The 23,585-nt window shown below is 72.1% G+C and carries 20 protein-coding genes and 2 pseudogenes; 12 read left to right on the plus strand and 10 right to left on the minus strand.

Annotated features, from left to right (window positions below; translation table 11 throughout):
- Window positions 1-20: 20 nt before the first annotated feature.
- The 3 genes from ACQCO7_RS43250 to ACQCO7_RS43260 all read right to left on the minus strand — a co-directional run bounded on the left by ACQCO7_RS43250 (window position 21) and on the right by ACQCO7_RS43260 (window position 3,842).
- Window positions 21-2,024 (minus strand): ArnT family glycosyltransferase, encoded by a 2,004-nt coding sequence (locus ACQCO7_RS43250; RefSeq protein WP_464076990.1) that lies wholly within the window; start codon window positions 2,022-2,024, stop codon window positions 21-23.
- Window positions 2,021-3,295 (minus strand): bifunctional glycosyltransferase family 2/GtrA family protein, encoded by a 1,275-nt coding sequence (locus ACQCO7_RS43255; RefSeq protein ID WP_464076991.1) that lies wholly within the window; start codon window positions 3,293-3,295, stop codon window positions 2,021-2,023. The genes ACQCO7_RS43250 and ACQCO7_RS43255 overlap by 4 nt, the downstream gene beginning before the upstream one ends.
- A gap of 178 nt (window positions 3,296-3,473) precedes the next feature.
- Entirely contained in the window at window positions 3,474-3,842 is a 369-nt protein-coding gene (locus ACQCO7_RS43260; protein ID WP_464076992.1) for a bleomycin resistance protein, read from the minus strand.
- 343 nt (window positions 3,843-4,185) lie between these two features.
- Between ACQCO7_RS43260 and ACQCO7_RS43265 the strand changes: the two are divergent.
- Window positions 4,186-4,871 (plus strand): annotated as a pseudogene (locus ACQCO7_RS43265) (SUMF1/EgtB/PvdO family nonheme iron enzyme).
- Window positions 4,872-4,888: 17 nt separating this feature from the next.
- Window positions 4,889-5,156: pseudogene (locus ACQCO7_RS43270) on the plus strand (glycine/betaine ABC transporter substrate-binding protein); the annotation flags it as partial.
- Between the two features lie 85 nt (window positions 5,157-5,241).
- Here ACQCO7_RS43270 and ACQCO7_RS43275 read toward each other — a convergent pair.
- Window positions 5,242-6,384, minus strand: coding sequence for an ABC transporter substrate-binding protein (locus ACQCO7_RS43275; RefSeq protein WP_464076993.1), 1,143 nt, complete (start codon window positions 6,382-6,384; stop codon window positions 5,242-5,244).
- A 268-nt stretch (window positions 6,385-6,652) separates the two neighbouring features.
- Here ACQCO7_RS43275 and ACQCO7_RS43280 point away from each other — a divergent pair, with 268 nt between their 5' ends.
- From ACQCO7_RS43280 to ACQCO7_RS43295, 4 genes are all read left to right on the plus strand, one after another.
- On the plus strand, window positions 6,653-9,058 hold the full coding sequence (locus ACQCO7_RS43280) for a CHAT domain-containing protein (RefSeq protein ID WP_464076994.1): 2,406 nt from the start codon (window positions 6,653-6,655) through the stop codon (window positions 9,056-9,058).
- Window positions 9,055-9,384 (plus strand): hypothetical protein, encoded by a 330-nt coding sequence (locus ACQCO7_RS43285; protein ID WP_464076995.1) that lies wholly within the window; start codon window positions 9,055-9,057, stop codon window positions 9,382-9,384. Before ACQCO7_RS43280 ends, ACQCO7_RS43285 begins: the two co-directional genes overlap by 4 nt.
- On the plus strand, window positions 9,381-9,971 hold the full coding sequence (locus ACQCO7_RS43290; protein WP_464076996.1) for a hypothetical protein: 591 nt from the start codon (window positions 9,381-9,383) through the stop codon (window positions 9,969-9,971). The genes ACQCO7_RS43285 and ACQCO7_RS43290 overlap by 4 nt, the downstream gene beginning before the upstream one ends.
- A 149-nt stretch (window positions 9,972-10,120) precedes the next feature.
- Complete coding sequence (locus ACQCO7_RS43295; RefSeq protein WP_464076997.1) at window positions 10,121-10,507, plus strand: hypothetical protein; 387 nt, start codon at window positions 10,121-10,123, stop codon at window positions 10,505-10,507.
- Between the two features lie 65 nt (window positions 10,508-10,572).
- Here ACQCO7_RS43295 and ACQCO7_RS43300 read toward each other — a convergent pair whose 3' ends face one another.
- Entirely contained in the window at window positions 10,573-11,247 is a 675-nt protein-coding gene (locus ACQCO7_RS43300; RefSeq protein ID WP_464076998.1) for an SDR family NAD(P)-dependent oxidoreductase, read from the minus strand.
- Between the two features lie 128 nt (window positions 11,248-11,375).
- Between ACQCO7_RS43300 and ACQCO7_RS43305 the strand changes: the two genes are divergently transcribed.
- The 5 genes from ACQCO7_RS43305 (at window position 11,376) to ACQCO7_RS43325 (ending at window position 16,629) form a co-directional block, all read left to right on the plus strand.
- Entirely contained in the window at window positions 11,376-12,089 is a 714-nt protein-coding gene (locus ACQCO7_RS43305; protein ID WP_464076999.1) for a TetR/AcrR family transcriptional regulator, read from the plus strand.
- A 22-nt stretch (window positions 12,090-12,111) separates the two neighbouring features.
- Window positions 12,112-12,270: a hypothetical protein gene (locus ACQCO7_RS43310; protein ID WP_464077000.1), complete on the plus strand. Its 159-nt coding sequence runs from the start codon at window positions 12,112-12,114 to the stop codon at window positions 12,268-12,270.
- A gap of 491 nt (window positions 12,271-12,761) precedes the next feature.
- Complete coding sequence (locus ACQCO7_RS43315; protein WP_464077001.1) at window positions 12,762-14,021, plus strand: TraB/GumN family protein; 1,260 nt, start codon at window positions 12,762-12,764, stop codon at window positions 14,019-14,021.
- Between the two features lie 218 nt (window positions 14,022-14,239).
- Window positions 14,240-15,670 (plus strand): NDP-hexose 2,3-dehydratase family protein, encoded by a 1,431-nt coding sequence (locus ACQCO7_RS43320; RefSeq protein ID WP_464077002.1) that lies wholly within the window; start codon window positions 14,240-14,242, stop codon window positions 15,668-15,670.
- Window positions 15,667-16,629 (plus strand): Gfo/Idh/MocA family protein, encoded by a 963-nt coding sequence (locus tag ACQCO7_RS43325; protein WP_464077003.1) that lies wholly within the window; start codon window positions 15,667-15,669, stop codon window positions 16,627-16,629. Before ACQCO7_RS43320 ends, ACQCO7_RS43325 begins: the two co-directional genes overlap by 4 nt.
- A gap of 38 nt (window positions 16,630-16,667) precedes the next feature.
- On the opposite strand, the gene ACQCO7_RS43330 is transcribed toward ACQCO7_RS43325, so the two are convergent.
- The 5 genes from ACQCO7_RS43330 to ACQCO7_RS43350 form a co-directional block, all read right to left on the minus strand.
- The gene (locus tag ACQCO7_RS43330; protein WP_464077004.1) at window positions 16,668-17,255 is read right to left on the minus strand and encodes a TetR/AcrR family transcriptional regulator; all 588 of its coding nucleotides are present in this window, start codon (window positions 17,253-17,255) and stop codon (window positions 16,668-16,670) included.
- Window positions 17,256-17,415: 160 nt separating this feature from the next.
- Window positions 17,416-17,904, minus strand: a complete 489-nt coding sequence (locus ACQCO7_RS43335; protein WP_464077005.1) for an SRPBCC family protein — start codon at window positions 17,902-17,904, stop codon at window positions 17,416-17,418.
- Window positions 17,905-17,936: 32 nt separating this feature from the next.
- Window positions 17,937-19,319, minus strand: a complete 1,383-nt coding sequence (locus ACQCO7_RS43340) for a flavin monoamine oxidase family protein (RefSeq protein ID WP_464077006.1) — start codon at window positions 19,317-19,319, stop codon at window positions 17,937-17,939.
- Window positions 19,320-19,557: 238 nt separating this feature from the next.
- Entirely contained in the window at window positions 19,558-20,454 is an 897-nt protein-coding gene (locus ACQCO7_RS43345; protein WP_464077007.1) for a CE1 family esterase, read from the minus strand.
- A gap of 40 nt (window positions 20,455-20,494) precedes the next feature.
- Window positions 20,495-22,177 (minus strand): glycoside hydrolase family 27 protein, encoded by a 1,683-nt coding sequence (locus ACQCO7_RS43350; protein WP_464077008.1) that lies wholly within the window; start codon window positions 22,175-22,177, stop codon window positions 20,495-20,497.
- A 327-nt stretch (window positions 22,178-22,504) separates the two neighbouring features.
- Here ACQCO7_RS43350 and ACQCO7_RS43355 point away from each other — a divergent pair, with 327 nt between their 5' ends.
- Complete coding sequence (locus tag ACQCO7_RS43355; RefSeq protein WP_464077009.1) at window positions 22,505-23,539, plus strand: glycoside hydrolase family 10 protein; 1,035 nt, start codon at window positions 22,505-22,507, stop codon at window positions 23,537-23,539.
- Window positions 23,540-23,585: the final 46 nt, after the last annotated feature.

Consider the following 23,585-nt stretch of genomic DNA (forward strand, 5'->3'; position numbering starts at 1 on the left):
CTCCGTTCTGCCGGAGGAGGTCACCGGGGGCGGCTTGCGGGGGCGCAGTCGTACAGAGTCGTTCCGGCACCGCCCGCCATGCGGCTCTGGGCGAAGCCGCTCCCGCCGTACTCCTTCGCGGGGACCTCGGCGCAGTTCTCGGTGAGCCACCTCGACCGCTCGGCGCCGGCCCCGCCGCTTTGCAGAGCGGTGATGCCGCCACCCAACGAGCCTAGGACGTAACGGAGTTCACCGTCACCGGTCCATTCGGCCAGTTGTCGTACGGAGGGGACGTCGTCGCCGCCGACGAAGCCGCCCATGCCGATGACCGTGGCGTCGGTGTTCAGGATGAAGGCGCCCGCGGCGACGGCCCCGCCGTCGACGGCGAGGGTGATGCGGGCGCCGTCGGAGTGGTGCACGGCGTAGGCGAGGATCTTGCGGTGGTCGGCGGTGAGGGTGGTGCCGCCGAAGCCCGCCGGCAGCACGAACCCCTTGGGCAGGCTTTTCCCGCCAGGAATCCTGATCCCCTGAGGCAAGGCCCCGCCGCCGCCCAGCACCCGCCCGCCGAAGGACACCGGCCCCGCCGAAGGAGGCGCCCCGACCGGCACCGCCCCCGCCTCGGCCGGCACGCTCACCGCCCACGCGCCCGGCGCGAGCAGCACCGCCAGCACCGCCCCACCGAGCGCGGCCACCGACAGCCGGGGCCTCAGTGCCGCTGCGATCAGCAGCCCCACCGCGACCACCCCCACCACGGCCACCACCCACCCCAGCCACCCGTTCCACGACGGCACCCGCCGGATCACGGCCACCGCCCACATCACCGTCACCAGTACGGTCCCGGCCCCGACCGGCAGCGCCCACCGCGCCCCCGCCCGGTGCGCCCGCACCAGCGCCGTCACCAGCCCCGCCGTCAACGCGGCGACAGCGGGCGCGAGTTGGGTCGTGTAGTAGACGTGGAACGTCCCCTCCTGGACCGAGAACATCAGCCCGCACACCCCCAGCCACGTCCCCCACAGCACCCACCCGGACCCCGGCAGCCGGCGCCGCCGCCGCACCGCCCCGGCCACGGCGACGGCCAGCGCCACGGCGCTCGCCGGCAGCAGCCAGCCGATCTGCCCGGCCACCTGCTCGCTGAACAGCCTGAGCGGCCCCGGCTCACTCCGGAAAGCCTTGCTGAGACCGGCCCCGCCGGTGCTGCCCGCATCCTCCCCGAAGATCCGGCCGAGCCCGTTGTACCCGACCACGAGCTCCCAGGCCCCGCCGTCGGCGCTGCCCCCGATGTACGGCCGCCGCCCCGGCCACCAGGCGACCACCGCGACCCACCACAGCGAGGAGACGGCACACACCGCGCCGGCGGCGAGCAGCCGCCCGACCCGCCGGAGCCAGGGTCCGCTCGCCCCGACCAGCCACGCCGCCGCGAACGCCGGGAGCACCATCCACGCCGCCGCCATCTTGGTCAGGAACCCGCAGCCGACCAGGAATCCGCTCGCGCACAGCCACCGGGTGCTGTCCGGCCGGACGGCCCGGGTCAGCGCGTACGCGCCGCCGACCAGGAAGAGCACGAGCAGGGTGTCGGGGTTGTTGTACCGGTTGATCGCCACGGTGACGGGCGTCAGGGCCATCACGAGCGCGGCGAGGAGCGCCGTACCCTCGCCCGCCCAGCGCCGTACCGTCCGGTGCAGGACGAACACGGCGGCGACGCCCTCCAGAACCTGCGGCAGGATCAGCGCCCAGCCGTGCAGCCCGAAGACCTTGCCGCTGACGACCTGCGGCCACAGCGCCGCCGGGGGTTTGTCGACGGTGACGACTCCGGCCGGGTCGAAGGAGCCGAACAGGAAGTTCGTCCAGCTGTGGCCCATCGACTTCACGGCGGCCGAGTAGTAGCCGTTGCCCCAGCCGAGCGGGCCCAGCGCCCAGCCGTACAGCAGCGCGGACAGCAGCAGGATCGCGGCCAGCGCGACGGGGGCCGCCCGGCGCGGCAGGGTGCGGCCGATGACGGGGAGACGGGTGACGGAGCCTGACGGCACCTCGGTGGTGTGGGTCACGGAAGCACTCGCTCTCCGGCCGGGTTCGAGGAGGCGGTACGGAACACGGCCAGCCGCAGCACCAGGAAGCGGATGCCGGTCACCAGGACCGAGGCGACGGCGAGTACGAGGGTCTCGGCACCCGTCGACGCGTCGGGCGCGGCGTCGCGGAAGAGGAGGACGGCCCCCGAGGTGGCGAGGTAGCCGACCACGAACAGGACACCGGCACCGAGGTGGGCGCGGCCGGCGCCGGCCGTGGAGTGGCGGAAGGTGAGGCGGCGGTTGGCTTCCGTGTTGAGGAGCGTGAGGACCAGCAAGGAGACGAAGTTCGCCGCTGCGGGCGGCCACCAGCCGCGCAGCAGCCAGTACAGGAGCGCCTGGCCCGCCGTCGAGGCGACGCCGATCACCGCGAAACACGCTATCTGCCAGGTGAGTTGGGCCCGGTCCTGGTTCGGGGCGAGCACCGCGTCGGGGTGTTCGGCGGTCGGGCGCGGGCGTGCCGGGATCTCGGCGCGGGCCTTGCCGGACGCCTTGAGGCGGGCCATCCGCCACAGGCCCTTCAGATCGTCGGCAGCGGTGCCGACGACGTCGACCCTCGTGTCGATGTCCTCCACCCAGTCGACGGGGACCTCGTGGATGCGCAGTCCGTTGTGCTCGGCCAGCAGGAGGAGTTCGGTGTCGAAGAACCAGGCGTCGTCCCGGGTCTTCGACAGCAGGGGGCGCAGTACGTCCGTACGGGCCGCCTTGAACCCGCACTGCGCGTCGCTGAAACGCGCGCCGTGCGTCAGCCTGATCAGCGCGTTGTAGCAGCGCGAGATCAGTTCCCGGCGCGGGCCGCGTACCGTCCTCGCGCCGGGGGCCAGGCGGCTGCCGATCGCCAGGTCGGAGTGGCCGCTGGCGAGCGGGGCGATCAGGGGCAGCAGTCCGTCGAGACCGGTCGACAGGTCGACGTCCATGTACACGACGATCTCGGCGTCGCTCGCGCCCCACACCGTGCGCAGCGCGAGCCCGCGGCCTTTGCGGTCGAGGTGGACGGCGTCGACGCCGGGCAGTTCCTCGGCGAGATCGCGGGCCACGGCGAGGGTCGTATCGGTGCTGGCGTTGTCCGCGACCGTGATCCGCCAGGCGTAGGGCAGTTCGTCACGCAATCGCGCGTGCAGGGTCCGGACACAGCCGGGGAGCGCTCGTTCCTCGTTGTGGACAGGGATGACGACCTCGACCGTCGGCGTGCGGGTGCCGGCCGGGGCAGACGGCTGGTGACTTCGGCGCGTGCCACTGAATGTCCGCGTCATGGGTTCCTCGGGAGGTGAGAGTCGATGGGGGCGGCTCCGGTACGCGCCCGGTGCCGGGCCGCGCACGAATCGACTCTGACCGGTGTGGCAGGGGAAACCCGGGGAGAAGGCTGGGAACTGACGGGGAGTTCGCTGTCAGCGGGGATCTCGACAAGCGTGGGGCAGTGCGACGTACACGTCAGGCCGACAGTGGTGATCCCACCCGGTGAGCCGTTCCCTCGATGTCGACGTACGTGAATTCCCGGAGCTTGTACGGCGTGTTCTCCGGCTCTCCGAAGCGTCCTTCGACGCCGGAGTCCTTCCACTCGGCGTGGACCGCGTCGGCGTCGCTCACGTAGAGGTAGATCACGGCGCCGGTGCGGGAAGGATCGTGGTCGGCCCACTCGGTGAGGTGCATCGACACGGAGCCCCGCTCGACGAAGCCGTAACGGTCCGGCCCCTCGTAGGCGTGCGCGGTGAAGCCCAGACGGCGGTATCGCTCCAGAGCGGCGTCGAGATCCCGGACGGGGATGACGGGGGCGACGCTCGTGAAGGCCACTTCTGTCATGCGGTGAGTCTCGCACGCGGGTGAACATCCCAGGCCCGCCGGAGATCCAAGGAACGCCCAAAGGCGCGGACCCGGAGCCCGGCGACCGTGTCGGTCACCTGGTCGAGCAGCGCCTTGAGCCGACCGCGCGGGCATGCGCCGGTTCACCGAGGAGACCACCCCGAACGTCAAGAACCGCTCGCACAGCATCACCGCCGACGTCGACCTGACCGGGACCACCACCGAGGGCAGACCCGTCTACGCCTACAACTACTTCGGCATGAGCCTCCACACGGTGCGCGGCGACCTGGACGCCCAGGGCACCGCATCACCCGAGTACGACGGCGGACCGCACCGGCCTGTCATGGGGCCCAGTGACCTGCTGTGCACCGTCCGGCGGCCGGGACACGAACCCGAGGGCATGGTGGCCGTCCCCGCCGGTGAGTTCCTCCTGGGCAGTCAGGAGGCGCTCTCCTACCCGGCCGACGGGGAGGGCCCGGTGCACGTGGACGCCTTCTGGATCGACGCCTGCGCGGTGTCCAACGCCCGGTTCGCGGCCTTCGCCGGACTGCTCCCGGACGACCACCCGTCGACCCGGGCGATGGCGGCGGCGCCCTGGTGGCGACAGGTCGAGCGCGCCGACTGGTGCCACCCCGACGGCCCGCACTCCACCGGGCAGGACCGGGCGGACCATCCCGTCGTGCACGTCGACCGGGACGACGCCCGCCTGCCCACCGAGGCGGAGTGGGAACGCGCCGCCCGGGGAGGCCCGCACGCGAAGGCGTTTCTCTGGGGCGACGAACGCGAGCCGGCGGCCGTCCCCGGACGAACGTGTGGCAGGGCGACTTCCCCCACCGCCCCCGACCGCCGACGGCTGGTACGGCACCTGCCCCGTCCCGCACCGGACCGGAACGCGTCGCCAAGGGCGGCTCCTACCTCTGCCGCTACCGGGTCGCCGCCCGACAGGGCCTCCTCCCGGACTCGGCGACCGGCAACGTGGGATTCCGGTGCGCCCTCGACGCGAGCTGCCCCTCTTCGGCCTCACCCTGACCGCCCGCGCCGGCGCGAAGGTCGGCCGACAGGGATTCGAGACGGGCGAGGTCGACGCCGTTCTGGAGAACTGGGGCCACGCGGACCTGAAGAAGAAGCACATCACCCGGCAGAAGACCACCGTCAGCCTCGGCCAGGCCGGGAACAAGGGGATCACCGACTGACGGCGACCCCGCGTACCGGACCAACGACGAGGCCCTGGTCAAGAACCTCGGGCTCGACTTCACCGTGGTGTACGCGGGCAGCGAGACCGCCCTCATCCAGTCGACCAGAACACCGTCGCGAGGTACATCGCACTCGACAGGACGACTCCGCGGGCGAACCCCGCGAAGGTGAGGGTCTGGCTCGGCGAGTGAGGTTCCGGCGTGCGTCAGGCTCCGGGACGGAGGCCGAGCCAGCCCGGTGTGGGGGCGCCCTGGACCTCGCCGAAGTACAGCGCGAAGGTCTGCTTCCAGCGCTCGACCTGGGCGCGGTCGGCCATGAACGCGGGGAAGCCGTCCACATGGGCGTTCGGGTACTCCCACAGCTGCTTGAGCCCGGCCGGGGGAGTGATGTCGGTGCGTACGGACCAGCCGTTGAAGGAGTTGCGCTGCCGCTCGGCGGACAGCTGCCAGTTGAGGAACAGCTTCGCGGCCGTGGAGTTCCTGGCCTGCTTCAGGACGGCCACGCGCTGGCCCCAGCCCATGAAGGGGTGCCCGTCCGCGACCACGAACTTCGCGGGCGACGACGAGGAGGGGACCGCCGATCCCGCGGTGCCGATCCCGATCGCCTTCTGCCCGCCGAAGACCGCCTCGCCCGGCGAGTTGCTGCCCCGCGCGAACCGCACGTCCTGGGCGGCGAGCTTGGCCACCCAGTCCCAGCCGTAGGCGCGGGCGTACAGCGAATAGAGGTAGAGGACCGCGTCGTCGTCGTGCGGGAAGGACGAGGCGATCTTCCCCTTCCACTTCGGATCGACCAGGTCGAGCGGGGTACGCGGAGCGTCCGAGCCGACCGCCGCGATGCCGTACAGGAAGCTGAACGCGATCGCTCCGGTGGCCACCCACGCACCCTGCGGGTCCTTGAAACCGTCGTACACCTTCGAGAACCCGGCCGGCTTGTAGTGCAGCAGCCGCCCCTGCTGCTTCCAGCGGACGAAGTCCTGGAGGGTCTGGAGCTGGACGACGTCGGGGACGAGGGTGCCGGTCGCGAACTGGTTGTCGAGACGGACGTCGTGGTACTTGCTGTAGTCGACGATCAGCGTCAGGTCGATATCGGGGAAGCGGGCCCTGAAGGCCGCCTTCGTGCCGTCCTGCTGGGTCGGGGTGTCACCGCCGGCGTACACGACGAGCTTCCCGCCCTCCTTGAGAGCGGCCTGGTAGAGCTCGTCGAGGCTGCGGGTCTCCTCGGGGCCGGCGTGCTGCCGGGCGGCGGGCGCGGCCGAGGAAGGGGGCGCGGCGATGCCGGCCGCGCCGAGAGCGAGGGCGGCACCGGTACCGGTGGTGAGGACACGTCGTCTGCTGAGAAAGCTGGACACGCTGCGGGGCCTTCCTGATGGGGGATGAGTGCCTGGCGCGATGGGTGATCGTCATTGTTGTGCGACCGAACCGGGCCCCGCGTCGCCCGTGCGGACAGAGGGGGCCGCTGAGCGGTGGAACCCGCGTTCAACCGATCGGTTGAACGCGGGTGAGGGCGTCGAGGAGGCCGGACCGGAGCATGCTTGTGGTGAGCGGGCGTGTCATCCGGCGCTCGCGCGAGGGGGGTTCGCGGTGGCTGAAGCGCTACCACATCTGATGCAGCGGTTCATGGACGATCCCGACGGCTTCGACCAGTACCTGGCCGACCATCCCCAGTACGTCACCGACCGCGTCGCCGACCAGGCGCGCGGGCAGGCCGTCGAGGCCGCCCTGAGCGGGCAACTGCCTCTCGCGATGCACGTCAATCTCGTACGCGAGGCACTGCTCCGCCGGCTGCGCCGTCGCCCGGAGTGGGTCGCGTGCCACCTCGACATGGTGTCGGTCATGTTCAACCTCACGGACGATCCGGACGAACTCGCCGGCCTGCGCGAGCGCGCGCAGCGGCTCGCCGCTCAGGCAGAGGAGACCGGTGAACCGGCGCTGGTGTTCCGGGCCCTGCGGCAGGCCGCCGACTGCGCCTACTTCGCGGCCGTCGGCTCACCGACGTACGTCGGGTCGCCGCGCGGCGGACGGCTGCTCGCGGCGCTGGACGACGCGGTCGCCGCCACCCGGTGGACGGCGCACGCCGGCCGAGGCGAGTTCGACGCGTTCGTCTCCTTGCTCGCCGGGCTCGCCGACCTGGGGTGGGGGCACATCTGGCTGGACCAGGGCGACGAGCGGCGGGCCACCGACCGGTTCACCGAACTGGCCGGGTTCGTCCACGGACAGGTGCCCGTGGACTACGAGTTCACGGGCGCGGGGCAGGAGGACAGCGCCGCGCGGACCCACGGCATCGCGGTGGCGCTGGCGATGATGAGCGCGTTCCGCACCCACACCGACCCCGCGTGGACGTCGGTCACCGAACGGGTCCGGCACGCCATGGACCGCGCGGAACAGGCCGACGACCTCGACCGCTGGCTGGACGCCGCCGGGACACTGCACCGGGTGGCACGGCGGATGGGCCACACCGAGGACGCGCTGCGGCAGATCCGCCGGCGGACCCGTTCGCGCAGCGACACCCTGCGCCAGCGGTACCGCTCCCGCCTCGGCAGACTCTGGGCCGCGCAGAAACTGGAACCGATCCTCGGTGAACTCCTGGAGGCGGACCTCCTGTACCCGGGCCTCAGCCACGCCGAGCTGTTCCAGGCCGTCGAGACGCTGAAGGCCAGGACCCTGCTGGACGAGCTGACCGGCCTCTACCGGCCGCCGCCGGAGGACCTCGCCGACGCGCTGGCCGAACAGGAGGGCGAAGCGTTGAGGTTCGCCCCCTCCACCGACCGCGGCATCGTCGCCCAGGAGATGCGCTACTCCAGCCAACTGCCGCTCGCCGACGGACAGGTGACGCAGCGCCTCGCCGCGTCGGAGCACCTAGCGGACGCGCTGGACATCGGCTACCAGGGCGTCGCCGAGGTGGCGAAGCTCGCCGACGTCCAAGCGGCCCTGGGCGCCGACGAGTTGATCTGCCAGTACGTCATCCCGTTCGACGGCCAGGCCCTGGCGATGCAACGCACCTGGCTCCTCGCCGTGACCCGCGACCGGACCCGGCTGATCCCCCTGCCCGCCGACGCCCTTCCCGACGAGTCGATGCCCGGCCGGCTGATGGTCGACGGCCGCCAGCCCATCGACGGCAGCCCCCTGATCGCCGCGGTCGTCAACGTGCGCACGTACATCCGCAACGGCGACGACCGCCGCGCCCGCAAACTGCTCCGCCGGCTCTACGACCACCTGATCGAACCGATCACGCGGCTGGGCCGCCCCCTGGACGCCTACTCGACCATCACCGTCATCCCGCACGGCCCCCTCCACGTCCTGCCCTGGCCCGCCCTCCTCGACCGCGGACGGCGGAGCCTGATCACGCACACCGCACTCGTCACCGCCCCGAGCGCCTCGGTCTGGCTCGCGCTCCGCCGCCGCCCGCGCGACCACGCACCGAGCCTCATCGGCCTCGCGGCCTGCGCCGTACCCGGCGTGACACCGCTGCCGTTCGCCGAACACGAGGTCACCGAGGCCGCCCGGCTGACCGGCGCGACCGACGCCCTGATCCTCAGCAGCCCGCACGCCACCCTGCCGGCACTGCGCACGCACGCCGCGGGCCGGGGCATCGTCCACCTCGCCGCCCACGGCGCGTTCCCCGAACACGACCCGATGCACTTCCACCAACTGCTCCTCGACGCCGACCCGGAGTCCGGCGACGCCGGCCCGACGGAGGCCGAAAGCCTGCGCAGACTCGACCTCCGTACGGCCTGGCTCACCGTCCTCAACGTCTGCGACGGCGGCCTGTACCGCTTCGGCCCCGGCGACGAACCGTACGGCCTGGTCCCGGCGGTGCTCCACGCCGGCTCGGCCGCCGTCCTCGCACCGCTGTGGAGCGTCGACGACCGCCATACCGCCACCTTCATGGCCGACTTCTACCGCTCCGTCATGACACTGGGCAGCGCCGCCGCCCTGCGCCGGGCGATGGCCGTCAGGATCGGCAAGGTCCCCCTGCGCGACTGGTGCGGCTACGTCCTCGTGGACTCCGGGAGGCGGACATGACCGCGTACGACATCCTCGTCCAGCCCGGCGAGCCCGACACCGGCGCGACCGTCCTGGAACTGCCCGAGGGCACGTCGGTGCTCGCGGCGGCAGCGGCACTGGACGAGGCGTTCGCGGCAAGGCGGCGCCTGCGGCGGATCGTGCTCGTCGTCGGAGGCACCCGGATCGGGGTCGCCGTCTCCCGGCCCTCGCGCGTACGCGGATCGCCGCCCGTCGGCCTGGACGAGTGCCCCGAGTGCCTGCGCTCCGGAACTCATGAACCGGGATGCAGCGCGGCGGGACCGGTGCCGCTCCCGCGCCGGCGCCGGCTGTGGTGGCGCAGGTGAACGCGCGCCGCTGGCAGGCCGAGTACCCCTTGGGCCGCACCGACTCCATGCGAGCCCTCGGCACGGTGGCCGCCCCTTTGCTGGGCGGCTTCGACCTGGCCACGCTGACCCTGCTGGCCACCGCCGACCGGCCGCCGAGACTCGTGGACCTGGCGATGTCCGCCGTCACGGCCGGTGCGGTCCTGTTCCTGTTCTGCCTCCAGTCCACCAGCAGCGGCCTCCTGTTCGCCGCCACCCCGGCCGAACGCGAGGGCTGGGTGGGCACGCTCGACGCCTCCGCCGCCCCCGACCGCCTGCTCGACGCCCAGCGCAAGGACCTCTGGCTCGCCGCCCGCTACTTCCGACACGCCCGCTGGACCTACGACCTGGGCCTGCTGGCGACGATGACCGGCATCGCGGCCATCGTCGTACCGGGGCGCCACAGCACGCTCGGGGGCTGGATCTCCACGTCCGTGGTGGGCGCCGGAGTGGTGGTCGAGCTGGTGTGGATCATCGGCTCGCGTACGGCCCGGCGGCCGAGGTGGCTCCTGCCCGGGTACCGGGACGCCCGCCGGGCACTCTCGGGTACGGATGCGCCCGAGGAGTGAGCCGGCGAACGCCGCACCCTGACATCTGTCAGGGACGCGACGCCCCTGGCGCGGCCTAGCCTTCGAGACGCCGGCTCGCGGGACCGCTGCCAGCGGCCTCCCGCGCGCGGCCGACCACTCCGCCTACCGTCCCCAGGGAGAACACACCCATGACCAGGTCCATGAGAACCGTCGCCGCGACCGTGGCGTCCACCGCCCTCGCCGCCGCCGGCCTCGTCTTCGGCACGGCCGGCTCCGCCCACGCGACCGGCCACGGCCCGGGCAACTACGGCGTCTGGGCCTCCGGCGTCAACGTCCGCGCCGGTGGCGGGGAGCAGTGCTACCTGTACCCGTCGGCCGCCAACTGCCCCGACATCCAGACCACCGTGAGCAGCCCGGCCCAGGTGTGGGTGTACTGCCAGCAGGAGGGCTCCCAGAGCGTCGGCAACAACCCGTACTGGGTGTGGGTCCTCACCCCGAGCGGCCACCGCGGCTACATGGCCAGCTACTACATCGACAACGCCACCAACTCGATCGACGGCCTCGAACGCTGCTGACGACCAGGCCCTGAAGACACCCGCGCCCGGCCGGAGCAGCAGGCCGGGCGCGTCGCGCCACTCCGTCAGAGACCGAAGACGCGTTCGGCCCGGTCGCGCTCGGTGGTGTGCAGGTCCCAGTAGACCGGTGAGATCTCCTCGGGCTGGGCGGTCGGGAACCCGGGGATCGCGGGTGTGCCGATGGACACGTCGATGGCGACGTGCGCCGCCTGGACGCCCGTGCCGTCCAGCTCCTTGTGCAGGTTGACGACCCAGTTGCGCAGGGCCGCCGCGGCGGCGTTGACGTTGCCGACCTGCGGCACGGGGTCGACGGAACCGGCGCCGGTGGTGAACAGCAGGGTGCCCGCGCCGGCCTCACGCATGGCGGGCAGCACCGCGCGGGTGGCGGCGATGGCCCCGTAGAGCTGGAACTCCATCTCGTGCTGCACGTCGGCCGGTTCGGTCGCGGCCGGGGTGGTCGTGACGGTCTGGAGGCCGTTGACCGGGGAGTACTCCAGGACGTCGATGCCGCCGAAGTGCGAGGCCGCGTCCTTGAGCGCCTGGGCGAGCGCGGCGCGGTCGAGCACGTCGGCGGGGAACGCGGCGGCGGTGATGCCCTCGGCGGCCAGCTTCCCGGCGAGGTCTTCGAGCCGGGCCCGGTCGCGGGCGATCAGGGCGACGTCGTAGCCGTGCGTGCCGTACGTGCGGGCAATGGCGAGACCGAGCTGAGGGCCGGCGCCGACGATGGCGATGGTGGGCATGGGAGAGCCTTTCGTGGACACGGAGATGGAAAGGGCTATCCGTTTCCTTTCCGGAAAGCCCTATCCGTTTCGCGGTCCACCGTAACACGGGAACTGGATAAGGCATTCCGGTTGCTAGTCTGACCGGTATGAGCCCCCGAGACCCCCACTCCGGCCCCGCCGCCGACGCGGCCGATTCCGCAGGTCAGCCCAAGCGCAGCGACGCGGAACGCAACCGGGGGCGGATCGTCGCCGCCGCGCGCACGGTCTTCGGGCGCGACGGGCTGAACGCGTCGATGGCCTCGGTCGCACGGGAGACCGGGGTGGGGATCGCCACCCTCTTCCGCCACTTCCCCCGCAAGGAGGACCTCGTCGCCGCGGTCTTCGCCGACCGCATGAAGGCGTACGCACAGGCCACCACCGAGGCCCTGGCCGACCCCGACCCGTGGCACGGCTTCACCGGCTACCTCCAGAACGTCTGCGCGATGCAGGCCGCCGACCGAGGCTTCGCCGACGTCCTGACCATGAGCTTCCCCGGCGTCCCGGAACTGGAGCAGCACCACGCCCGCGCGTACGAGGGCTTCCTCGAACTCATCGCCCGCGCCAAGGACAGCGGGCACCTGCGCGAGGACTTCACCAGCCGGGACCTCGTACTCCTGCTGATGGCCAACGCCGGAGTCCTCAGCGCCACCGGCGACGCCGCCCCGGACGCCTGGCGCCGCCTCGTCGCCTGGATGATCCAGTCCTTCCAGACCCCGGCGCGCGGCCCACTGCCGGCCCCGCCGGAAGACGCCGCGCTGTACGAGGCGATGCGCCGCGCGAGCCAGGGCGTCACCGTCCCCGAGACGGGAAAGCGACGCTGAACCGGCGACCGATGAGGCATGGGTGCGGGCGATCCGCGCACCGACGTTCCAGAACTCGGCCCTGCCGGGCATGAGCACGATCGCGGGTACCGAGCGCTTCGTCGTACCGGTGTTTCGCCAGGAGGCGCTGGGCCGGGGCCGGCTGGCCGTGGGACGGACCGATTCGGCGGCTGTGCCGTAGCGGCTGCCGCGCAGGGTCATCACCTGCTCGTCGCGCCGGAAGCGGCGGACCCGGGCCGAGACGGTGCGCCAGGACAGCTGGAACCACCGCCCACGAGCCGTCCGACCCGAGAAGCCCGGAGCGGACCTCCTCGGGAACCGCGGACCGTTCGGCGAACCCGCGTTCCCGCCAGAAGGCCAGCAGGGACATGACGACTTGGCTCGGCGGCAGCCCGTCGCCGCCGGTGTGGCCGGGCAACGCCTCATCGACACCGATGACTTGGCAGCAGGCCACGTTCGACTCCGGGGCGAAGCGCGGGCCGATGCCGTGTTCGAGCGCCTGGAGGACCTTCACGGTGACCGGCGCCCACGTACTCGCGAACGGTTCGAGCGCGGCTGCCCGCGTGAAAGGGCAAGCCCTCTGCACCCGTACCTGCCCGCCCGGACGTACCGCCGGGCGGGCACGGGCGGCAACCCTGGGCGTTTCCAGCCGGGGGGTACGAGAGGGGACGTATGCGGGCGCGGCAGAGCGGTGAGGAGCAGGAGAGGCAGCCGGGGGGAGCCGCGAGCGCCGTACGGCCGGAGGCCGTGGCGCCGATGCTCGGGCTCCAGCCGCTCATCGGGAACGCGGCGGTCTCCCGCATCGTCGAACAGCGCCGGACCGCACCGGCGATCCAGCGCGTGACCGAGGACGAACTGCACCAGCACCCGCCGGGCCCCTCGATGCGGATACGCGGCCCCCGCCGCTCCTTCTCGGGCGGGCGTACCCCGAACACGCTGACGGCCGCCGAGTGGCAGACCCTCCCGCAGGCGACGCGCGACGCCAGCGTCAAGGAGCGCGTGGACGTCGGCGTCGACCCGCAGACGCTCCAGGAGACCGACCCGCAGCTCCACCAGAGCCTGGGCAACCTCAACAGACTCGCCCCCGGCGTGCCCTGGGCGGCCGGACGCAACGCGGTCCTCGAAGGCATCGGCCGCGGCGACCCCGGTACGGCCGGCCACTGGGCCCAGCAGGACGCCCGCGACACCCAACTCGGCCTCGACGCACGGGCCGTACGCGACGCGTACACGGAAACCCCCGCGGACCGGCAGCAGCGCCACCAGGACGTGGAGAACACCCTGGCCGGCGCCGCCACCCCGGACGCGATGGGCGACCTGACCGCGCTGCTGGCCCAGTACGAGGGCGTGGCCATCGGCGGCCCCCACTCCGGGGCACGGATCTGGGGGTTCCTGATCACCAACATGGCGGCCGTCCAGGCAGCCGGCGTCAGCACCCTCTACCTGGAGAGCATCCGGGAGGACGGCTACCAGCCCCTGGTCGACGCGTACCTGGCCGGCGGCACCATGAGCCCCGAACTCCAGGCGTTCGTCACCCGCTACGACGGCAGCATGAACCTGGGCGCGGCGACCGGACTGCAAGCCACGCTCGCCGCAGCCCAGACGCACGGCATGCGTGTCAAGGGCGTGGACGGCCGCCCGGCCCGCCGTCCGGCGCTGTCGGCGACCACCCTCTTCGAACGCGCCGCCGCCATGAACACGTACGCCTCCCAGGCCGTCACCCGCGACCGCCGCGATCCGGCCGCGGCCGGCGGCTACCTGATGGAACTCGGCGCCGCACACACCGGCATGCACGCGGGCCCGAGCCAGGACACGTCGGTGCACGGCGCACCGTTCCAGCAGGACGAGGGCTTCCCCGGCGTCGACGACCTCCTGGGCATCCCGGCGGTCGGCTACGAGGCGGACGACCGCTTCCGCCGCCTGCCCAACCCCTGACCGCACGTTCTGCCCAGCCGCAGACCGGGACACCCCACCGGACGGGCCAACAAGGTGCCGGAAAAGCTGGAGGGTGTGGAGCTGGGGAGGGCCCGGACCGCTTGTTACGGTCCGGTCGTCTGCCCAGCCCCGCCACTTCTGGGAGCCACCGCCATGAAGACCAGCGAGATCCGCGTCCCCCACGTCCGCCACGTCACCGCTGAGCCGGCCGGTGCGCGATGACCACGGCACAACGCCCCCGTCCCCGCTCGCTCGCCGGCTCCGCGCTGACCCTCGACAGCGATCTGATGCCGCTCAGCCGCTTCCACGACTGGTTCGCCGAACGCGCGGCGGCGCACCGGTTCACCGTCGGCCGGATCCCGTTCGCCGAGCTGGAGGGCTGGTCGTTCGCGCCGGACACCGGCAACCTCGTCCACGACAGCGGGCGGTTCTTCACCGTCGAGGGCCTGAGCGTGCGGACCGACCGCACCTGGATCTCCAGCTGGGTCCAGCCGATCATCGTGCAGCCGGAGATCGGCGTGCTGGGCATCCTGGCGAAGGAATTCGACGGCGTCCACCACTTCCTGATGCAGGCGAAGGCGGAGCCCGGCAACATCAACGGGCTGCAACTGTCCCCGACCGTCCAGGCCACCCGGAGCAACTACACGGGCGTCCACGGCGGCCGGCCCATCAAGTACCTCCCGTACTTCCGCCGGCCCCGGCGCGGCCGGGTCCTCGCCGACGTCCTCCAGTCCGAACAAGGCGCCTGGTTCCTGCACAAACGCAACCGCAACATGATCGTCGAGACCGACGAGGACGTCCCGCTCGACGACGACTTCTGCTGGCTGACCCTCGCGCAGATCCGCCGGCTCCTGCGCGTCCCGAACCTGGTGAACATGGACGCGCGCACCGTCCTGTCCTGCATCCCGCCGCACCTGGACCGGGGAAGCAGCCCGCCGGGGTCGCCGTTCGCCGGCTCGCTGCACGAATCCACCGCGCGCGGAGCCGAGGGCGTGCACGGCGGGGGCGACATCCTCAGCTGGCTCACCGAGGTACGCGCCCAGCGCGAACTCGTCCAGCGACGCGTGCCGCTGGACCTCGCCGGCGAGGGCGGCTGGATACGCGAGCCCGACCGGATCACCCACCGCGACGGCCTGTACTTCGACGTCGTCGCCGTCGGGGTGCAGGCCACCAGCCGCGAGGTGGGCTCCTGGACCCAGCCGCTGTTCGCCCCCCTGGAAGCGGGCCTGCTCGCCCTGCTGGTCAAGCAGATCGACGGGGTCCTGCACGCACTGGTCGAGGCCCGTACGGACGCCGGGCTGCTCAACGTCGCGGAACTCGCCCCCACCGTGCAGTGCCAGCCGGTCAACTACCGCGACGTACCGCCCGAACACCGGCCCAGGTTCCTCGACCACGTCCTGTCGGTGCCGCCGGAGCAGGTCCGCTTCGACGTCCTCCAGTCCGAGGAGGGCGGGCGCTTCCACCACGCGCAGAACCGGTACGTGATCGTCGAGGTCGGCGACGAGTTCCCGCTCGACGTCCCCGAGGAGTACCGCTGGCTCACCGTCGACCAGCTCGGCGACCTCCTCCAGCACAGCAACTACCTCAACGTCGAACTGCGCAGCTGCGTCGCCTGCCTGCAAGCCCTGCGCGACGGAGGCCCGGCATGACCGCCGTACGGTTCGGGGTGCTGGGCTGCGCCGGCATCGCCGTGAGGACGATGATCCCGGCTCTCCTGGACCACGCGACGCTGGTCGCGGTCGCCAGCCGGGACACCGCGAAGGCCGAACGGCTCGCCGCCCGGTACGGCTGTACGGCGGTCACCGGGTACGAGGCTCTCCTGGACCGCGCCGACATCGACGCGGTGTATGTCCCCCTCCCCGCGCTGCTGCACGCCGAGTGGATCGAACGCGCCCTGCGCGCGGGCAAGCACGTCCTCGCCGAGAAGCCGCTGTGCGCGGACGCCCCCACGGCGGCCCGCCTCTTCGCCCTCGCCCGGGAGCGCGGGCTGCTGCTGTTCGAGAACGTCATGTTCCTCCACCACAGTCAGCACGCCGCCGTCACCGAGGCGCTCGCCGACGGCACGATCGGCGAACTGCGCGCCTTCACCGGCACGTTCACGATCCCCCCGAAGCCCCCGGGCGATATCCGCACCCTGCCCGTCGGCGGCGGCATGCTCCTGGAGGCGGGTATCTACCCGCTCCGGGCCGCCCAGCACTTCCTGGGCCCCGGCCTCACCGTCACCGGCGCCGTCCTGCGCCGCTCCGCCGGGGTCGTCCTCTCGGGCGCGATCCTGCTGAACGACGCCACCGGCGTGCCCGCGCACGTGACGTTCGGGATGGAGCACGCGTACCGGGCCTCCTACGAACTCGCGGGCACCACCGGCCGGTTGGGCCTCGACCGGGCGTACACCCCGCCGCAGACGTACCGGCCCGTCCTCTGGGTCCGGCGGCAGGACCACTTCGAGGAACGGACCCTGCCCGCCGACCACCAGTTCGCCAACGTGGTCCGGCTCTTCACCGACGCCGTGCGGCGCGGTGACGACCTGACCGCGTACGCGGACGCCTCCGTGCGGCAGGCGGCCCTGGTCGACGAGGTGCTCGACCGGGCGGAGACCGTCGACGTGTGAGCCGGGACCGACCACCGCGTACACACGCTCCGGTCGCGTCAGGCCATCGCCAGGACCGCCTTGACCAGCTCCTGGAGGCAGGCCCGTTCGGCCTCCTCGTCCGGTGCGGACAGGTGCTGTGTGGTGAGGCCGTCGAAGGCGGCGAGGAAGAACCGCGCGGTCGTCTCGGCGGGCCGGGTGAGCGGGCGGCCGGTGCGTTCGGCGGCTCGGGCGATCAGGTTCGCCGTGACCGTGATGGTCTCGTTGAAGTGGTTGTCCAGGGCGCCGCTCAGGTGCGGGGTGCGCAGGGCGTACATCGTCAGCTCGGTCAGCAGCTGGTGGGTGGCCGGCTGGTCGATGACGGTCCGCCAGACGACGTCGGTGAGTGTGGCGACGGACTCCTCGAAGGTCCCGTCGGTCGGCGCGTACCGCTCCGCCTGGGCGACCAGGTCCTGCGTGAGCTGCTCCATGACCGCCCGGTACAGCTCCTCCTTCGTGCCGAACAGATAGTGCACGGTCGGCTGGGCCACGCCCAGTTCGGCGGCGATGGCCCGGGTGCTCCCCGCGGCGACCCCCTCGCGGGTCATGAGGTCGATGGCCGCTTTGATCAGTTGAGGACGGCGTTCCGCCGCGGACACGTGAGCCATGGATCCATGCTAGGCGATCAGGGCTTTTATTTCTATCGACCGATAGGATCGAACGACATAAAGGCTGAAAGCAGCGGGTGCTCTCACGTCGCCGGACCGGCCGTCGTGCGCCCCCTGGAGCCCGCCCCGTGGGCCCCGCTGTACGGCGGCAGGGGCGGGGTCAGCGAGCGGTCGCCGTGGCCTCGGAGCGCAGCAGGCGGTCGAGGTTGGCCATCGTGGTCCGCATGTTGACGCGCATGCCGGGCTCCTGGATCCAGTTGAGGAGTTGGCCGAGGGGGCCGAGCCCGATGGTGTACTCCACCTGGTACGTCATCTCGGTCGTCTCCCGGCCCCGGCCGTGGTCCGGTATCGGGTAGAACTCGAAGATGCTGGTCACGTTCCGCAGGGGCGCGAACCCGGTGCCCGTGTCCACCCGGCAGGCCATCGGGACGACGTCCCGGACCGTCCAGACGGAGTCGGTGCGCAGCGGCCCGAGGGTGCGGTTGCGCTCGGCGTACGTCTCGCCCTCGACGGCGACGCCGTGGTGGCGGGTCACCTCGATCACCCCGGCGACCCACTCGGCGTAGCGGTCGGTACGGGAGACGACCTCCCAGACGCGGTGCACGGGGGCGTCGATGACGCAGTGTTCGGTGACGATGAAGGAGTTCACGGGGGAGTGCCTTTCGGTACGGCGGTCGCCGGTCAGCTCTGCTTGAGGAGTTCGGTCGCGGCGTCCTGCCCGGAGCGCACCGCGCCGTCCATGAAGCCGTTCCAGTACGGCGAGAACTCGGCGCCCGCCCAGTGCACCCGCCCGAACCGCCGGCCCGTCCACTCGCCGAAACCGGTGAGGACGCCCGGCGCCGCGACCGACGTCGGGCCGCCCCGGGTCCACTGCTCGGCCGTCCAGTCCTGCTCGACGTAGTCGACCGTGTCGAACGCGCGGTCCCCGACGACCTGCGCGAAGGACCGCAGGACGGCGCCCCGGCGCTCCTTGGCCGGACGGTGGGCCCACGTGCGCCACTCCCTGCCGCCGAGGAAGCCCATGAGGACGCCCGGACCGTCGTCCGGCGGGGTGTTGTCGAACATCTCCCGGATCGGCGAACCCCCGCGCAGCAGCCCCATGCCCGAGAGCCCGTCGGCCCGCCAGAACGGCTTGTCGTAGACGGCCACACACTTCATGAGCGTCCCGAACGGGAGCCGCTGGAAGAGCTGGTCCTGCTGGGGCGGCAGCAGCGGGTCCCACACGATCCGCGAGGCGAGCACCGGCGGTACGGCGACCACGACCTGGTCGGCCCGCCAGTCCCCGGCGTCCGACACGACGGTGACGCCGGTGGAGTCCTGGCTGATACGCCGCACCGGCGCCGAGAGGTGGACCCGGCCGTCGAGTTCCACGGCCAGCCGCTGCGCGACGAGCTGTGAGCCGCCGACGAAACGGCTGTCCTGCGCGCCGCCCGTGGTGCCGGTGCCGCGCTCCATCGTGCCGGGGTGCGTCTCGTCGCCGAACGTCGCGACGTACCAGAGGCCGAAGAGCGCCGACGCGTCCCGGGCCTCGCCGCCGTACGCGGAGTTCAGGAAGATGTTGATCAGGTCGACGCCGGCGCCGGTGATCTCGGCCTTGCGCAGCCAGCTCTCGTACGTCATGCCGTCCAGCTCCCGCGCCTTCGCCGCCTGCCACGGGGCGTGCGGGGGCACTTTCGCGGCGGCCTGGGCGATCCGGGCCAGGGTGATGCCCATGTCCGGGAGGGCGAGCAGGTCCGGAAGGGTGTGGCCGGAGTAGCGCCTGGCCCTGCCGTCGTGCACGTAGACGTTGTCGCCGGGGACCTCGGCGCGGTAGGTGTCCACCCCGACCTCGCGGGCCAGGGCCAGGACGCGGTCCTGGGTCGGGCCGACGAACTGTCCGCCCAGCTCGGTGACCCGGCCGTCCCCGAGCCGGTGGTTGAGCAGCCGCCCCCCGACCCGGTCGCGCGCCTCCAGCACGGCGACGGACCTGCCCGCCGCCACCAGTTCCCGCGCGGCGGTCAGCCCGGCCAGCCCCGCGCCGATGACGACGGCATCCGTCTTGTTCTCGTTCCGCCCGCTGCTCATGGCCACTCCCTGTCGCGTGCTTCGGTGCCCTCACCGTACACGCAACTTTATCGAGTGACAATATCGAGCGTTAATGTCGACTGACAGGATCAAGTGGATGGTGTGAAGGTGCAGGTCAGGCGCGGCTGGGGACAGCCCGAGGCCGACCACCTGCGCCGTATCGGCAACGACACGGCGCAGGGGCGGCCGTCCTCACGGCCGGTGCCGGGGTGAGCCGTCCCCGGTGTCCGGCCGTGAGTCAGCCGGTCCGGAACTGGGTGAAGAACCGCCAGACCTCGGCCGGCACCCAGGTGCGGGAGCCGCTGTCGCCGGGGGCGCCGTCCTGCGGGGCGGCGATGTGGCCCTCGTCGAACGCGGCCCAGGCGACCGGATGTCCGGCGGAGCAGCCCGCGTACGTGGTGACGCGGTGCGAGAGGCTGCCCTGGGCGGGCTCGGGCGGGTTCTGCGCGGTGCAGCCGTTGTTGCGGACGAACCGGTCGCGCAGCGAGCGCCCGCCGGAGATGCCGAGGACGTTGTCCCGCAGGCCGTGCACGCCGAGGTAGGCGATCGGCTGGGTGCCGCCGCTGCACCCGCTGAGCTGCCCGCCGCTCTGGACGGCGACCGCGCGGAAGACCGTGGCGCGGGAGCAGGCCAGCGCGTACGACATGGCGGCGCCGTAGCTGAAGCCGAGGGCGAAGCGCTGGGTGGTGTCCACGCACAGGCCGTCCTCGACGCGCCGCAGTATGGCGTCGGTGAGGGCGACGTCCTCGCCGCCGGAGTTGGCCCACCCGTTGTCGAGGCCCTGGGGCGCGACGAAGATCGCGCTGTTGTCCGCGAGCCGCTGGAGCCCGTAGTAGGCCCAGGTGCCGGTCTCGACCGTGCGGCCGGTGGAGACGTCGGTGGAGGTCCCGCCCAGCCAGTGGAAGCCGAGGACCAGCCGGTAGGGGCGGTTGCGGTCGTAGCCGTCGGGGACCTTCAGGATGAAGGTGCGGTTCTTGCCGCCGCTCTGGATCGTGTACGTCCCGCTGTTCAGGGTGGGCGCCTTGCCGCACCCGGCGGTCGGGGCAGCGGCGGCGGCGGAGGCCGGGGCGCCCACGCCCAGCACGAGCAGCGCCGCCACGAGGACGGACCATGACGCGGAGCGTGTCCTGGTCATCGAGGAACTCCCGTCTGAGGAGGAAGGCCGGGGTACGGAGTCAACTGCGGGTCCACCGCTGGCTCGCTCGCCCGTCGCAGCTCCACAGCACCAGCGCGGTCCCCTCGGCGGTGCCGCTGCGGTCGGTGTCGAGGCATTTGCCCGCGTGGACGTTGCGCAGTGTGCCGTCGGAGGCGGCGGTCCACTTCTGGTTGTCCTGGCCGTTGCAGGTCCAGGTGATGACGCGGGTGCCGTCGGCGGTGCCCTGGTCGTTGGCGTCCAGGCACTTGTCGCCGAAGACCCGGACCTCGCCGCCGGCCCAGCTGGTCCACTGCCGGTCGGCGGCCGTCTCGCAGCCCCGGATCGCGGCGGCGGCCCCGGCGGCGGTGGAGGACCCGGTCACGCCCAGGCAGCGCCCCGACGCCGGGTGGCGCAGGAGCCCCGAGGTGGAGGCGAGCGGGGTGCCGCCGCTCACGCGGAACGCGGCGACGCCGTGCGCGGGGACGCTCGCCGACAGGGAGCCGGTCGAAGTGGCGCCGGTCCACAGGTCGGTGAGGGTGAACGGCCCGCCGGACAGGCCGATCTGGGCCGGCGTCGTACTGATCGTCGCGGTCGCGGAGCCGCGGTTGAACAGCCCGACGGCCACCGACCCGTCGGCCAGGGGCTTGGCGAACACCTCGGTGTTGCCGTCGTCGCGCACCCGGCGTCCGCCCGCGCCGAGCGGGTCCTGGTCCACCGCGAGCAGCCGGGGGTTGCGCAGGATGGCGCTGACGTCGGCGGACATCGTACGGATGTCGTTGCCGGCCATGAGCGGGGCCGCCATCAGCGCCCACAGGGCGAAGTGGGAGCGGGACTCGGCGAGGGTGAGTCCGGGGCGGCCGACGACCAGCATGTCGGGGTCGTTCCAGTGGCCGGGGCCCGACTGGGCGGCGAGCGGGGCGTTGACGTCGAGGACGTTGCCGACGCCCATCGGGTAGCTGTTGGTGTTGCCGTTCTGCCAGATGTCGAGCAGGTCCTCGGTGGTCCGCCACAGGTCGGCGACCTGGCCCCAGTCGTAGGTGGAGCCGGTGATGGCGTGGAAGCTGTTGGGGTTGATGCTGTAGACGATGGGCCGGCCCGTGGCGCGCAGGGCGTCGCGCATGAGGCCGAAGCGGGCGACCTGTTCGTCACGGGTGCCCTCGGAGGAACACCAGTCGTACTTCAGGTAGTCGACGCCCCAGGAGGCGAACGTCGCCGCGTCCTGCGCCTCGTGCCCCCTGCTGCCGGTCGACCCGGGGAAGCCGCCCGAGGTCTGGGCGCAGGTGCGGTTGCCGGGGACCTGGTAGATGCCGAACTTGAGGCCCTTGCCGTGGATGTAGTCGCCGAGCGCCTTCATCCCGCCGGGGAACTTCGTCGGGTGGGCGCGCAGGGCGCCGGACGCGTCGCGCTGCGGGTCGAACCAGCAGTCGTCGACGACGACGTACCGGTACCCGGCGTCGCGCATCCCGGACGACACCATCGCGTCGGCGGCCTGGCGGACCTGCGCCTCGGTGACGCCGCAGCCGAAGCTGTTCCAGCTGTTCCAGCCCAGCGGAGGGGTGAGCGCCGGGCTGCCGGGGGCGGCCGAGGCGGGGGAGGGGGCCGTGGCCGCGACGGACAGGGGGAGAGCCAGAGCGGCGGCGGTGAGGAGACGGAGCAGTCGTCTGAGCACGGGGCTCCTTCCGGGAGCGTCAGACAGCGGAGGACTGACCTGGTCGGCCTGCATGTGTCACGTATACGTCCCGTGCGGCGCGTTCGAAATTTCGTGCCGATTTCGGATCGTTGGTGGGAGGGACTCTAGAGAGACTTCCGCCAGTGTCAACAGCGTCGCGGCGGCGGACTGGCCCGCAGGGACGCCCTGAGACGTGAATCGCAGGTCGGAGGTGGGAGGTGTGAACATCCCCAACCTCGAAACATTTCGGCCTCAATGCCGAATCATGCGAGACATATTGACGGGATGTCTGAGGCCCCCCATCATCCAGTTCTGTTCGACGCGTCGATTCGCTCTTCTCCACCGCGCGACCCAACCCCCCGCAACCGTCCGAGGAGAACCATGAATCCCCACACGCGCCATCGCGCCCTGCTGGGCGCTGTCACCACCGTCACCCTGCTGACCGGATCCGCCGTCGCCGTCGCGGTCCCGGCCGCCGCACCCTCACCCGGGATCAAGGCGTCCACGTTAGGCGCCCAAGCCGCCCAGTCCGGCCGGTACTTCGGCACCGCCGTCGCCTCCGGCCGGCTCGGCGACGGCACCTACACCGGCATCCTCAACCGGGAGTTCAACCAGGTCACCGCCGAGAACGAGATGAAGTGGGACACGGTCGAACCCTCCCGCGGCTCGTTCAACTTCGGCCCCGGCGACCGGATCGCGAGCCAGGCGTCCTCGCACGGGCAGAAACTGCGCGGCCACACCATGGTGTGGCACCAGCAACTCCCCAACTGGGTCAAGTCGATCGGTGACGCGAACACGGTCCGCAGCGTGATGAACAACCACATCACGCAGCTCGCGAACCACTACAAGGGCCGCGTCCACTCGTGGGACGTCGTCAACGAGGCGTTCGAGGACGGCGGCAGCGGCCGGCACCGCTCCTCGGTGTTCCAGGACCGGCTCGGCGACGGCTTCATCGAGACCGCGTTCCGCACCGCACGGAGCGCCGATCCGGCGGCGAAGCTCTGCTACAACGACTACAGCATCGAGGACTGGAACGCGGCGAAGACGCAGGGCGTCTACCGCATGGTCCGCGACTTCAAGTCCCGTGGCGTGCCGATCGACTGCGTCGGCTTCCAGTCCCACTTCGGCGCGGGCGGACCCCCGTCGAACTTCCAGACGACGCTCGCGAACTTCGCCGCGCTCGGCGTCGACGTACAGATCACCGAGCTGGACATCGCACAGGCCGGGACGAACGCGTACGCCAACGCCGTACGGGCCTGCCTGAACGTCGCGCGCTGCAACGGGATCACCGTGTGGGGCATCCGGGACAGCGACTCGTGGCGCAGCGGCGAGAACCCGCTGCTGTTCAACTCGGGCGGCGGCAAGAAGCCCGCGTACAACTCGGTCCTGACGACGATGGGCGGCTCGCCCTCCTGACCGGCCCCGTGGCGGGGGAGCGCACCCGCTTCATGGGAGCGCTCCC

Source organism: Streptomyces saintjeani (assembly GCF_055409605.1).